The sequence below is a fragment of the Verrucomicrobiia bacterium genome, assembly GCA_019634625.1.
Lineage (GTDB): Bacteria > Verrucomicrobiota > Verrucomicrobiia > Limisphaerales > CAIMTB01 > CAIMTB01.
Window position 1 is genome coordinate 254,085 of the sequence record JAHCBA010000002.1, and the last position, 13,477, is coordinate 267,561.

Annotated in this window: 6 protein-coding genes and 1 pseudogene; 1 reads left to right on the forward strand and 6 read right to left on the reverse strand. The window is 65.4% G+C overall.

Features of this window, described 5'->3' with window-relative positions:
* The first annotated feature begins 215 nt into the window (after positions 1 to 215).
* A complete protein-coding gene (locus tag KF833_02005) occupies positions 216 to 5,363 on the forward strand; it encodes an Ig-like domain-containing protein (protein MBX3744059.1) in 5,148 nt (1,715 codons plus the stop codon).
* Positions 5,364 to 5,379: 16 nt separating this feature from the next.
* Here KF833_02005 and KF833_02010 read toward each other — a convergent pair whose 3' ends face one another.
* From KF833_02010 to KF833_02035, 6 genes and pseudogenes are all read right to left on the reverse strand, one after another.
* Complete coding sequence (locus KF833_02010; GenBank protein MBX3744060.1) at positions 5,380 to 8,163, reverse strand: DEAD/DEAH box helicase; 2,784 nt, start codon at positions 8,161 to 8,163, stop codon at positions 5,380 to 5,382.
* 98 nt (positions 8,164 to 8,261) lie between these two features.
* Positions 8,262 to 9,443, reverse strand: a complete 1,182-nt coding sequence (locus tag KF833_02015; GenBank protein MBX3744061.1) for a tRNA uridine-5-carboxymethylaminomethyl(34) synthesis enzyme MnmG — start codon at positions 9,441 to 9,443, stop codon at positions 8,262 to 8,264.
* Positions 9,444 to 9,560: 117 nt separating this feature from the next.
* Positions 9,561 to 10,265: pseudogene (locus KF833_02020) on the reverse strand (FAD-dependent oxidoreductase).
* 5 nt (positions 10,266 to 10,270) lie between these two features.
* On the reverse strand, positions 10,271 to 11,551 hold the full coding sequence (clpX, locus tag KF833_02025) for an ATP-dependent Clp protease ATP-binding subunit ClpX (protein ID MBX3744062.1): 1,281 nt from the start codon (positions 11,549 to 11,551) through the stop codon (positions 10,271 to 10,273).
* Between the two features lie 29 nt (positions 11,552 to 11,580).
* A complete protein-coding gene (clpP, locus tag KF833_02030; GenBank protein MBX3744063.1) occupies positions 11,581 to 12,213 on the reverse strand; it encodes an ATP-dependent Clp endopeptidase proteolytic subunit ClpP in 633 nt (210 codons plus the stop codon).
* A 75-nt stretch (positions 12,214 to 12,288) separates the two neighbouring features.
* Positions 12,289 to 13,086, reverse strand: a complete 798-nt coding sequence (locus KF833_02035) for a type II secretion system protein (protein ID MBX3744064.1) — start codon at positions 13,084 to 13,086, stop codon at positions 12,289 to 12,291.
* Positions 13,087 to 13,477: the final 391 nt, after the last annotated feature.

A 13,477-nucleotide genomic window follows, 5' to 3' on the forward strand; every position in this document is an offset into this window, starting at 1 on the left:
CCGGCCCGGAAAAGGTCCATCCCTCAAAATGGGTATTCCCGGGCTGCAGCGTTGCCGATCAGCATCGCGAAGATCGACGGTCCATGAAAAGCCTTGTTCGTCCCCGCTCCACCCAAATTCCACTCGTTACGCTGGCTGGCCTGTTTGCCGCAAGTGCGGTGGCGTCTCCGCCTCCGACGCCGACCCTGTTCCTGGAACCTACCCCTACCGGGGCATTGCACCTGGTCTGGCAATCCCCCTTCGCGCGGTTCGTACTCGAGTCGGCGCCCGCCCTTCCCGCCGCCGCCTCATGGACACCGGTCCAGCGGGCCGCCACTGAGTCGGAGGGGACATTCCGCGTCCAGGTTCTGCCAGGAGCGGATGCCCGCTTCTACCGCCTGCGGCTGCCCCTCACCCAGGTGACGGAGACCTCGCCGCGGCAGGGGGAACTGGGCGTCTCGGTCGGTCGCGAGACGGTCGTGCGGTTCAGTTCCGCCCTGGCGTCCACGGCGACCGTCGGGCTGGATCGGTTCTACGCGCTGCATGCCGGGCGCCGCCTGCTGACACGGGTGGAGGTCTCCCAGGACCGGCGACGCGCCACGCTGTTCTACCTCGAACCATTGCCGGGCAACGCCCGCCTGACCGTGGTCTTCAATGGCGACGATCTGCAGGACGAATGGGGTTGGCCCCTGGATGCCGATGGCGACGGCGTCCCCGGAGGCGAGGCGCGTTTCTGGTTCGATACCCTGAACCTCACGGCCATCGCCGGAACCGCCGTCGTCGGAAATGTGTATGCCGCGGAGCCTGAGACCGGCGCCGATGGGTCATCGCGGAACCGCCCGCTGGCCGGCGTCACTGTCTCGGTGGACGGACGGGAACAGGATCTGCGGGCCGTCACGGATGCCCAGGGGTTCTTCCGCCTTCAACCGGTCCCGGCGGGGCGCTTCTTCGTGCACATCGACGGCCGCACCGCCCTCGACAGCGCCTATCCGAACGGCGCGTATTATCCGACGGTCGGCAAGTCCTGGGACGCCGTGGCCGGGGTGACCACCAACCTCGCCGGGGGCACCGGGGAGATCTTCCTGCCGCGCATCCAGGGAGATGCCATGGTCTCCGCCAGCGCCAGCCAGGCCACCGTGGTGTCCTTTGCCCCGGCTGTGGTGGAGGACCATCCCGAACTGGCCCAGGCCCGGATCGTGGTTCCACCCAACTCGCTGTACGCGAACGATGGAAACCGCGGGGGTCGCATCGGGCTCGCCCCGGTCCCCTCGGATCGATTGCCCGGTCCGCTGCCGACCGGACTGGAGTTGCCGTCGGTCTTCACCGTGCAGACCGACGGTCCGGGCAACTTCGACCGCCCGGCGTCCGTGTGCCTCCCGAACATCCCCCAGATGGTTCCTGGTGCCCCGCTGCCGCCGGGAACGCGACGCGACCTGATCTCGTTCGATCATAAGAAGGGCGTCTGGGAGAGTGTCGGGCCCATGTCCGTGGCCGCCGACGGCTCGCTGCTTTGCACGGACCCGGGCGTCGGCATCCGCGAACCCGGCTGGCATGGGGCCGGCGTCCCGGCCTTCCGCGGTTCCCCGAATGTGGGTTCCGGACCCGGCACCGGTACCGGCACGGGCGCAGGGGCGTCCGGAGGCTCTTCCGGTGGGGCCGGCTCGGGAACCGGCGGCGACGGAGTCCTGGGCGGTTCCGCACCCGGCGGGCACAACCCCGGTTCTCCGGGTTCAGGCGGGGGCGGACCCAGTCCGGGCGGCAGTTCGGGCAGTGGTTCCGGTTCAGGCGGGGGCGGGCCGGGAGGCGGTGGACCGGGGGGTGGAGGCGGCGGCGGCGCGGATTCCGAACCTTCCTGTCCCGAGGGCGGCCTCGACCCGTGCCTGGCCCGGGCCAATGCGGAGAAGAAGCGCTGCGACGAAGCCAAGCACGCGTCCCTCGACAAGTACGGCAAGCAGTGTCAGGAGGCCGAACGCCGCCTGGGCCGCAATCATCCCGCCGTCCGGGCCTGCCTCGACTCCTACGCGCGCCTCTACTTCCAGGCGACGCTCAACTGCAATCAACTCAAGACAGACTTCACCGCCGCCTGCGCCCCGTGCGTCCCCGGCGATGTCATGCCGTCGCCCCTGCTGGCCGGGCCGATGCCCCATCCGGCCGGTGCGGCGTCGTCCGTCCGGCCCCACGGCGTGCCGGGCGCCTCCGAGGACCTCCTCGAACTTCTGGAACAGGCCGGGGCGCTGCTGGCCTCGTATGTCATGAACGATCAGGAGATTCCCGAAGCGGCACGCCTTCAGGCCGAAGGCTGGATCGCCCAAGCCGAATCCCGGGCCGGTGGCGACCTCGGGATGCATTTCTTCCGGGAAGGCCTTCTCACCGAGGAGCTGGGGGCGGCCGTCTTCCTGTCCTTCGGTGAGGACCCCGGCAATGCGCCTCCCTATCCGGTGCCGTTTCGTGCCGTGGTGGATCGACCGGAGGGACTGTTCTCCATCCGGGGCGAGACCGAGGCGTTCGGGGCTTACCAGTTCTTTGTGCCGCAGGACGGGCTCCTGCTGCACATCGAGTTCTACGACCCGCGCGCCGGAACCTATGCCATCGTCTTCCCCAATCGGTCGCCCGGATCCGCCCTCCAGGCCCCACGCCTGCACCTGCACTCCCTTCCCGTCGATGCACCCGATCGCGATGGAGACGGACTGCCGGACTTCGCGGAGGTCGTCCTGGGCACCCATCCCGAAAACCCCGACACCGATGGCGACGGCGTCCCGGACGGTACCGAGGTCGCGCAAGGCGCCGATCCACTCGATGGCATCGCCGTCCGTCCCGGCGTGATCGCTGCCGTCGAGATGCCGGGCAGGGCCGTGGACGTCGCAGCCGACGATGATCTGGCCATCGTCGCCGCGGGTCAGAGTGGCGTTGCCGTCTTTGATCTCGCCAATCCCCTTCGCCCCATTCTCGCCGCCCAGGTCGATACCCCGGGCGACGCCCGGGGCGTCGCGATGTCCGCGCGCCATGTTGCCGTGGCGGACGGGCCGCAGGGACTCGCCATCCTCGATCTCACCGCCGCCCTGCCGCTTCGCGTGCGGCAGCAACTCAACCTCGGTTCCGCCGTCGTTGCGGTTGCGGCCGATCGCGGCACGGCCTTCGCCGCGCTGGAGTCTCGCGAGATCGTGGCCGTGGATCTCTTCACCGGCCTGGAGCACGGGCGCACCCGGTTGACCGGTGGCCAGCCGATTCAGGATCTCATCGTTCATCGCGAGGTTCTCTACGTGCTGACCTCGACGGAGCTGCTCGCCATGCCCCGTGGCCTCCCACCGGTCGAGGTCGCAAGCCGGGTTTCCGCGCCAGGACTGCTTCCGGGTTCGTTCCGTCGCAAACGCCTCGCGGCCGCCGAAGACCGCCTTTACGCCAGCCATCGCCAGGGTTTTACCGTCTTCGATGTCGCCCAACCGCTCGCCCCGGTCGCGCTGCAGGACCACGTCACGCCTCAGTTCGGATGGAAACAGCTCGTGCCGGTCCAACCCGGCCTCGCCGTGGCCCCGCTCGGTCCCGATTCGACCGAAGGCAACGCCCACCATCTCCACCTCTACGACCTCGGTCCGACCGGTACCAACGCCGTCTTCCTCACCACCCTGACCACCCCGGGGGTCGCCGTCGCCGTGGCACCATGGAAGGGCCTCGCCTACGTCGCCGACGACCGCGCCGGTCTTCAGGTCGTTCATTTCCGCCCGCCCCAGAACATCGCCACACCTCCATTCGTCACCCTCGGAGATCCGGCCCTGGGCAATCCGACGGCGGTCGCCGAGGGACAGCCTTTCAGCGTGGCCGCGCGGGCCGTGGACGATGACCTGGTCCGGGCGGTGGAGTTCTACCTCGACGACACCCTGGCTGCCACGGCCGGGCGGGCGCCCTTCACCCGGACGATCCTGGCGCCCCTCCGCACACCGGACCGCACTTCGATCTCATTGCGGGCACGGGCCATCGACGTCGCCGGTAACGCCGCCTGGAGCGACCCCTTCGTTGTCAGCCTGTCCCCGGACACCCAGCCCCCCGAAGTCATGTTCACGGCACCGGGCGACGGACGGCATTTCGCCAGCCTCGATGGAATCGTGATCGGCGCGGCATTTTCGAAGCATCTGGATCCGGCCACGCTCTCGACAACCTCGTTCCGGCTGCTGGCGCCCGGTCCCACCGGCGGCTTCGGCGATGCCGACGAACGGGTGATCGAGTCCGGTCGCGCCGGGTATCGGGCCGATGTCCAGACCGCCTGGCGCAGCATTCCCGAATCCTTGCCGCCCGGCACCTACCGCGCTGTGCTGACCCCCGACATCGCCGATCCCGCGGGCAACCGCCTCCGCGACGCCGTCACCTGGGAATTCCATGTGGTCCACGCCGACCTGACCGGCGGCGGCTTCGTCGCGGCCAGCGGCGCCATCGAGCGCCCGGGGGTCAGGGACGAACTGGCTTTCGTCGGGCGCGCCGGTCAGGCCCTCTACTTCGATGAAGTGACTGGCACTTGTACCAGCGGGATCCGTTGGCGTTGTGTGGCCCCGGACCAGTCGGTGCTCTTCGAGGAGACCCTTGGCGGGCTGGGCTGTGGCGTCGATGCCGGCCTGCGGGTTCTGCCGGCGGATGGCACGTATCAGATCGTCATCGACGGACAACCCGGGGTCGTCCACCCGTGGAGCATCGCCCTCTACGATGTTCCCCAGGCCCAGCCTGTCTCCATCACCGTGGGAACGCCGGTGCTGGCCGGGCAACCGACGCCTGGGTCGGGCCGCATCGAAACCCCCGGTTCCAGCGATCTGTTCCACTTCCAGGGCAGCGCCGGGCAGCGTGTCTTCTTCGAGGAACCGCTGGGAACCTGCAATTCGCCCTTCCGCTGGAGTGCCACGTCGCCATCGGGTGATGTTCTCTTCGAAGAAACCCTCGGCGGCACCGGGTGCGGACGCCATGCCGGACGGCTCACCCTCCCGGAATCCGGGCAGTACGCCATCTCCGTTCGGGGCATGGCGGATGCCACGGGCGACTACGCCTTCACGGTGTGGGATGCCACCCCGCAGACGTTTGAAGTCGGGCCCACCGCGGAAATCGCTCCCGGGCAACCCGGTGCCGGCGCCGGCCACCTCGAAACGCCCGGGACTGCGGACATCTATCGCTTCCACCTCGCCGCCGGAACGACGCTGCGCTTTGAGGCCATGGATGCCGTGGCCGCCCTGACTTCCGTCACCTGGCGCCTCCTGGATCCCTCCGGAACCGCGCTGTTCACCGCCTGCCTCGGCTGCACAGACCCGGGGTCCGTCCATCTGGCCGTGCCCGGCCAGTACACAATCGTGGTCGGCGATGATACCCACGCCGGGACCGGCACCTACCGCCTTCGTTGGGGACCCTGAACCAGGCCGGCGGACCTCACGCCTTCACCCCGGCCTGCGCCGTCAATTCCTTCGCCACCCGCTCGATCTCGGCAACCGCCGGTTCCCATGGGCCGGCGGCGGTCTGCTGGAATGCCCGCAAGGGTTCCAAACCCGCTCCCCACGCCGTTGCCACGGGTGCCTGCAGCGCCTCTTCCGGCGAGCCCGGTTCGGGCAATCGCCCCGCCACCGCCACCGCCCGTGCCCCGGCCACCAGGGCTTCCAACGCCTTGTCCCGGGCCTCAGCAACGAACCCGGCCGCCCCCAGGACCCGCGCCAACCGCGCCTGCCGTTGCGCCCACCCCGCCTGTTCCGCCAGGCGGCGCCGTTCCTCGTCCGTCAACGCCTTCGCCGCCGGATCGCCTCCCGGGAAGAGAGGCCGGGCCCCACGGGTGGTGGCGCAGATGAGGCCGGCCGCCGCGAGCCGTTCCAACGCATCGTGCGTTGCCCGATCCACCACTTCGAGGCGTACCGGAGCCAGCGGGTCAGCACGCCCTTCGCCGAAATACTCCTGGTGCAACGACGCCAACCGTTCCCGATGCACGCCCGCATCCCGTTCCACCACGACGTACAACACGGAATGGGCGCCTTCCTTCGGGAAGCGCTCCTCGCACTGGACCAGGGCCCCGTTGATGCGTTGGTGAACGGTTTCGGCAAATCCCAGTGACCGGTCTGCCGGCAGGGAAGGTCCACGGGGAGGCGGTGGGGTGGTTTCGCCATCCTGTCGCTGGGTGAAAAGCTGCCGCAGCCGCGCAAGGAACGCCTGCCGGCCGCCGCGTGGTTTCAGTTCCGCCAGGTCGCCCCTCAGGTCCAGCACGCCATCCGCGAGCGCCTGCTTGCCGGCCAGCGTCTCCAGCATCTGCTGCTCGATCGTTTTCTCCGCAATCAGGTGGTACACGGTCACCGGCTGGGTCTGGTGCTTCCGCCAGGCCCGCGCGATCCGCTGCTCCAGCCGGGCCGGGTTCCACGGAAGATCGCAGTTGATCACCACGCTGGCGTTCTGGAGGTTCAACCCGGTCGATCCCGAATCCGTGCTCAGAAATACCCGGCAATTCGCATCGCCCTTGAAGGCGTTGATCTCCGCCCGCCGCCGCCGCTGCGGCACGCTCCCCGTGTGCCAGGCGTACCCGAGATTCATCCGCTTGCAGAGGTCCCGCACCAATTCCAACATCCCCTCCCACTCGGAAAACACGATCACCTTCGCCCCATTGTCCCGGGCCGCCTCAAGCAGCTTCTCCAATTCCCCCAGCTTCGGGCACGTCCGGTCCGTCCGGTCGAGAATGTAATTGGTGTCGCAGGTCATCCGGGCCATGGCCAGATGCTTGAAGAGCTTCTCCTGCTCACCCTGCGTCAGAGCCCGCCGGCGTGCCGCTTGGAGGAGCCGTCCGATGATAACTATATGTTCTTCGTAATTAACGGCTTGCGATGGACTTAAGGGGACGAAGAGATGCTTGTCCGTGCGATCCGGCAGCTCGGTTTCCACATCCGCTTTGCGGCGCCGCACCATCAGCGGACGGATGCGATCGTGGAGCTGCTGAAGGTTGCGATACCCATCCGGTCGTCCCCGATCATCAAGCACGTAATACTCCCGGTTGAACCGGAAGAGCGGACCCAGAACGGCGGGGTCGAGGAAGTCGATCAGCGAATGCAACTCGTCGATCCGATTCTCGATCGGGGTGCCGGTGAGAACAAAGGCGTACCGGCTCCGCAGGCGCTTGATGGCCCGTGCGGTCTTGGTGTTCCAGTTCTTGATCCGTTGGGCCTCGTCGAGCACCACCACGTCCGGGTGCAGGTGCTCGTTGACCTCGAGGGCATCGGCGAGCATTTGCTCGTAGTTGACCACCGTAAAAAACGGGGCGTTCCGATAGGCTTTCAGTCGCTGTTTCTGAGGTCCGAACACCAACTGTAACGATAAGTTCGTAAAGCGCTGGACCTGCTCTTCCCATTCCGTCTTCAACGATGCCGGCGTGACCACCAACACCCGTTCCGCCTTCCCCAGCCGGTGCAGCAACGCGCACGCCGCAATGGCCTGGATGGTCTTCCCCAACCCCATCTCGTCCGCCAACATCGCCCGCTCCGTGAAAGCCAGGTGCAGCATTCCCTCCCGCTGGTACGGATACAGGGGAACCGTCGTCTCGTGGCTCGGCCATTCCCCGGAATGCACCTTGGCTTCGTATTCCCGACGCAATCGGTGACGCTCCTCCTCCCGACATCGCCGTTCCAGCCATGAGTCCGCCTCCTGCGACACCCTCAAGGAAGGACACCCATTCTGGGACAGCTTCCTCCAAGCCTTGATCTCGTCCTCACTTGGTTCACCAAGCAACCACCCGTCCGGATCGATGCGTTGCCGCAAGACCTTCGGCAACCGACGTCGGTCGCCCTCCATCCGCCAGCGTCCCGTGGCGGGATCGGGGAAGAGATCCAACCGGTCCGATCCGACTTCCAACGCCAACTGAAACGCCTTCCGGAAGCGCCCCTCGAGCAGGAGAAATACGGCCTCGACATGCTTGCAGGTCCCCAGGCCGTTGATCCGGAAATCCACGCAGGTGCAGGCGACCTGGCGTTCCCGCAGACGCCGGATCTCCACCGAGTAGGTCAGTCCGCTCCCCGATAGAACCTCGAAATTCGAAAAGATCGGGTGATGCGGATCGCGGTTGAGAATTCGAAACGTCTCGGTCTGCGCCCGCAACCGCCTCCGCTCAATCTCCTCCTCGTCCGTCGTCCGCCAGTCGTACACCGTCGGCACCAGGAGTTCTTCCTTGCCGGTCTGCTTGCGTGCCATGCCCTCGATCATCCTGCGCCCAACCCGAACGTCAATGCGCGCGTCAGAACGGCGGGACCCGACGCCCTCCCCATCCGGAGGATCGTCCCACCTTTCAATCAGGTTCCGCGCACCCCGGAGCCGCGCTTCAACCAGACGAGGACCAGGCTGATGTCGCTGGGAGTCACGCCGGAGATCCGGGCTGCCTGTCCCACCGTTCCCGGTCGGATGGCCCCAAGCTTCTGGCGGGCCTCGCTGCGCAAACCGGGGAGCGTTTCGTAATCGAATCCCGATGGAATCGGCCGATCCTCGAGGGAACGGAACCGGGCAACATCCGCCTGTTCGCGCTGCAGGTACCCCTCGTACTTGATGGCGATCTCGACTTGCCGGACGACTTCGGGGTCCAGGGATGGCGACGGGCCGGGCAGATCCCCGTGACCGAGTTCAGGACGCTTGAGCACCTGCGCCAAGGTCTGGCCATGGACCCGGTTCTCGCGCAAGCGCAGCAATTCCTTCTCCACCGCCTCCCGCTTCGCTTGGAACCGTCGGTACACACGGTCCGGCAGGAGCCCCAGCTGATGGCCCAGCGTACTCAACCGAAAGTCGGCGTTGTCCTGCCGCAACAGGAGCCGGTACTCCGCCCGGCTGGTAAACATCCGATACGGCTCGGTGGTCCCTTTGGTCACCAGATCGTCGATCAGCACCCCGATGTACGCCTGGTCCCGTCCCAGCACCACAGGCGGTTCTCCGCGCACCCGCCGGGCCGCATTGATCCCTGCCATCAACCCCTGCGCCGCTGCTTCCTCGTACCCCGATGTTCCATTGATCTGTCCGGCAAGGAAAAGGTTGTGGCAACACTTGGTCTCGAGACTGGAATGGAGCTGGGTCGGTGGGGCGAAGTCGTACTCCACGGCATAGGCCGGACGCAGGATCTCGGCCTCCTCGCAACCGATCACCGTCCGGATCACCTCGACCTGCACGTCGTAGGGCAGACTGGTCGAGAGCCCGTTCACATAGATCTCGTCCGTTCCAATCCCCTCCGGCTCAAGAAAGATCTGGTGTCGCTCCTTCTCCGCGAAGCGAACGATCTTGTCTTCGATCGACGGACAGTACCGCGGCCCGACCCCCTCGATGACCCCGCCGTACATGGGCGATCGGTGCAAGTTGGCGCGGATCAAGTCGGCCGTCTGGGAGGTGGTCCAGGTGATGTAGCACGGCAGTTGGTTGCCGATCTGGGCCAGAATGGAACCTGGCAAGCGGGTCGGGATCTCGGGCACCTGCCTTCCCGTTGTTCCGGTCATCCCCGGATAAGCCCGCGTCCGGAAGAAGGAATCGTGGGGCTGCTCCGTCAGCCCGCCAGGGAGCCACGCCCGCCCATCGCCCAATTCCTCCTCTTCACCGGAATGTTCCACGTGGAACAATTCCTCCCATGTGAAGGAAAACCGGGGCGGTGGCTCGTCCCCTTCCTGCCGTTCCGTCCTCCCAAAATCGATCGTCCGCTTGAGCAGCCGCGGAGGGGTCCCCGTCTTCAGCCGTCCCAGCTCCATTCCGAGCTCCCTCAGCGAGTCACTCAAGGACATCGCCGCCGCTTCGCCCGCCCGCCCGCCCGCCTGCCGATTCCCCCCGATGTGCATCAGGCCCCGCAGGAAAGTTCCAGTCGTGATGACCACACATCGACCCTGGTACTCCACCTCCAGACTGGTTCGAACCCCTCGAATCTCTCCGTCATGCACGATCAAGGACGTCGTCTGGGCCTGCCGCACATCCAAATTGGGCTCGCGTTCACAGACCCACTTCATCCGGAACTGGTACGCCTTCTTGTCGCATTGAGCGCGAGGCGCCCAGACGCTCGGTCCCTTCTTGGTATTGAGCATCCGGAATTGGAGGCCGGTCAGGTCGGTGGTCTTGCCCATCTCCCCACCCAGCGCATCGATCTCCCGAACCAGGTGCCCCTTCGCCAAACCGCCAATGGCGGGATTGCACGACATCTGCCCGATGGTGTCGCACTGGATGGTGAGCAGCAGTGTACGACACTGCATGCGGGCCGCTGCCAGGGCCGCCTCTACGCCGGCGTGGCCGGCCCCCACGACGATGACATCGTACGCCTGCGGATGGACAAACACAGGCTCTAGGCCGCCGCCTTCTCCTGCCGTCGGCGGATGATCGGACCCGATTCGCCCAGCACCACCGAACGGGTCACCGTCACGCATTCGATCTCCGGTGATCCCGGAATCTCGAACATCTGCTCCAACATGAGCTTCTCCAAAATGCCCCTCAACGCCCGCGCACCCGTCCCCTTCTTCATCGCCTGCAAGGCAATCTCCCGTACGGCGTCCGCCGTGAACACCAGTTCCACATCGTCCATCGCAAACAGCTTGGCGAACTGCTTGGTCAGGGCATTGCGCGGTTCCGTCAGGATGACCGACAACTGAGCCTCATCGAGCGGTTCCAAAACACTGACGATGGGGAGCCGACCCACAAATTCCGGGATGAAACCGAAGTTCAGCAAATCTTCAGGCTCGATCCACTCCATCAGGCGCTCCGGATCCTGGGATGCCCTGGACTCCGGGCCCGACTCGGCCCCGAACCCGAGGACCCGGCGTCCCAGCCGACGCTGGATAATCCGGTCCATCCCCACAAAGGCTCCCCCACAGATGAACAGAATCCCGGTCGTGTCGATCCGGATATACTCTTGGTGAGGATGCTTGCGCCCGCCCTGGGGAGGAACATTGCAGAGCGTCCCTTCCAGCATCTTCAACAGCGCCTGCTGAACCCCCTCGCCGGAGACATCCCGGGTGATGGAAACGTTCTCCGTCTTGCGGGCGATCTTGTCGATCTCATCGATATACACGATGCCCAACTGGGCCCGCTTCACGTCGTAGTCGGCGTTCTGCAGCAGCCGCAAAACGATATTCTCCACGTCCTCGCCTACGTATCCCGCCTCGGTCAGCGTCGTGGCATCCGCAATCGCAAAGGGAACATCCAACAGTTTGGCCAAGGTCCTGGCCAACAAGGTCTTTCCGCAGCCCGTCGGACCCAGCAGCAGGATGTTGCTCTTTTCGATTTCCACCTCGCTGTGAGGCCCCTCCCTGGCAGGTTCCGATTCTCGCGCACCGTCTTTGCCGGTCGCAACTGGCGGGTTCGACGCGATCCGCTTGTAGTGATTGTGCACCGCCACCGCCAACGTGCGCTTGGTGCGGTCCTGTCCCACACAATACTGGTCCAGATGACGCTTGATCTCCGAGGGCTTGGGAATCGAGAGACGCGGGGCCGGCTTGCGGTCCTCGCCTGCTAACTCCTTGTCCAGCACCTGCTTACACACAGCGACGCAAGCGTCGCAGATGTACACTCCGGGTCCGGCAATCAACTTCTTCACCTCTGCGTGCGACTTGCCGCAGAAGCTGCACATCGTGAGTTGGGTTGGGCGGGCCACGCGAGTCAGGCGGTCTTGGTCGCTTCCGTCAGTTCCTTGCGGGACTTGACCACTTCGTCCACCAACCCGTACTCCTTGGCCTCCTCGGACGACATGAAGCGATCGCGATCGGTATCCCGGCCGATCTGCTCAAGGGAGATTCCAGTGTGGGAGGAGAGGATCTCGTTCAGCCGGTCTTTGAGCCGCAGGATCTCCTTTGCCTGGATGCTGATATCCGTGGCCTGCCCCTGCACGCCGCCCCAAGGCTGATGAATCATGATGCGGGCGTTCGGCAAGGCATAACGCTTGCCCTTGGTTCCCGCTGCCAGAAGAACCGCCCCCATGCTGGCCGCCTGCCCGATGCAGTAGGTGTTCACGTCGCAAGTGAGAAACTGCATCGTGTCATAGATGGCCAACCCAGACGTCACACTGCCCCCCGGTGAATTGATGTAGAGGTGAATGTCCTTTTTCGGATCGGTCATCTGGAGGAACAACAATTGCGCGATGATGACGTTGGCCACCATGTCGTCCACCGGCGTTCCCAGAAACACGATCCGATCCACCAGCAACCGGGAATAGATATCGTAGCCGCGCTCCCCACGTCCGGTCTGCTCCACCACGTACGGTACCAAGAATCCCCCCTCGTTCAGCGCTTGCATTGGGTGGCGAACCTAGTGGCCGGCCCTCCGAGCGTCAAGAAACCCGGCGCCGATCCCATCAGACACACCCAACCCCTACCACCAGTCGTGATTGATGTTGACCGGTCGGTTGATCCAGTCCGCGTTGTAGGCCGCCGGAAACACGAACAACTGCACATGCCCGTCGCCGTACATCATATTCCAGCCGCGCTTCCCCCGGTTGTTGTGCCACAGCCCCTTCTCGCGGTGCTGCGGATGCACGCGCCCATCGCCGGCGTCCCGCGTGCCATGCCAGGGCCAGTCTCCCTGGATGATCTTGGTGGCCGGACGCTGCGCAATCTCGGCCGTTCCGATGGGCTGGGCCTGGGCGCTGCCTGCTGGCGCCAGTTTGTCCCCCGTGACGTGCTTCACCCCAAACCAGTCCAACGCCCACATCGGCAGGTAGCTGTTACCCCATGCCCCGAAACAGTTTGGTCTCGACTCCGCGGCCCAGTAGCTGTCACCCCGGTCAGACGGGCATTTCCAGGTGAGCGGGGCCGGTACGTAGATGTTCAGGGGGCGGTTGGTCTCGCCCTGCGTGTCATGCACCCGCGGACGATGGTTGGTCCAGATCATGCCTCCAACCGTCGCCCAGTCCCCGTGCACCGGAAACCGGTCACGGTTGTCGTCCGCATACATGTGGTAACCCAGGTACTGCTGCTTCTGGTTGCTCACGCACTGAACTGACTGCGCCTTCACCTTGGCGCGCGCCAGGGCCGGAAGCAGCATGCTCGCCAGGATCGCCACAATGGCGATGACCACCAGCAGCTCGATCAGCGTGAAGCCGATCGCCTCTTTCCGAGCGTATCGAGAAGTCGTGGGCTCCAGCGTCTCCCCGGCGATCGCATTTCTCATGATCTTGTCGCGTACAATGAATTAGGAATTCTGTAACAGGCCCATCGGACATTGACAATTCGATTCGCCCGGGCTCCGGGCTGTTGGCCAGCCACCCATCCCCCAATGGCGCTAACGCGACACGATAATCGATTCGGCCTCATGTTGTTGACTTTGCGACCTTATGACCCGACAACGCTATTCATTTGGTCAGGCACGGTATTATTGACGTCACGCTCCTCCCAACACTTCCCAGGCACGGAGCCATCCCATTGGGGCGCTGGGGCTGCCCTGATCCGGATCGTCAACAACACTATGCCGGGTTCGATCCAGAGAAGGCTGGGGTCAAGGTCACTCTTCTGCCGGGCTTCTTTCACGGATCGGTTGTCCCATCCCTCCCTCAACATCCCCA

What these genes read in the sequence shown, in the direction of transcription:
- KF833_02035 (MBX3744064.1), bottom strand. Translation starts at nt 13,086, where the DNA reads ATGAGAAATGCGATCGCCGGGGAGACGCTGGAGCCCACGACTTCTCGA.
- KF833_02015 (MBX3744061.1), bottom strand. Translation starts at nt 9,443, where the DNA reads ATGACCGGAACAACGGGAAGGCAGGTGCCCGAGATCCCGACCCGCTTG.
- KF833_02010 (MBX3744060.1), bottom strand. Translation starts at nt 8,163, where the DNA reads ATGGCACGCAAGCAGACCGGCAAGGAAGAACTCCTGGTGCCGACGGTG.
- clpP (MBX3744063.1), bottom strand. Translation starts at nt 12,213, where the DNA reads ATGCAAGCGCTGAACGAGGGGGGATTCTTGGTACCGTACGTGGTGGAG.
- clpX (MBX3744062.1), bottom strand. Translation starts at nt 11,551, where the DNA reads ATGTGCAGCTTCTGCGGCAAGTCGCACGCAGAGGTGAAGAAGTTGATT.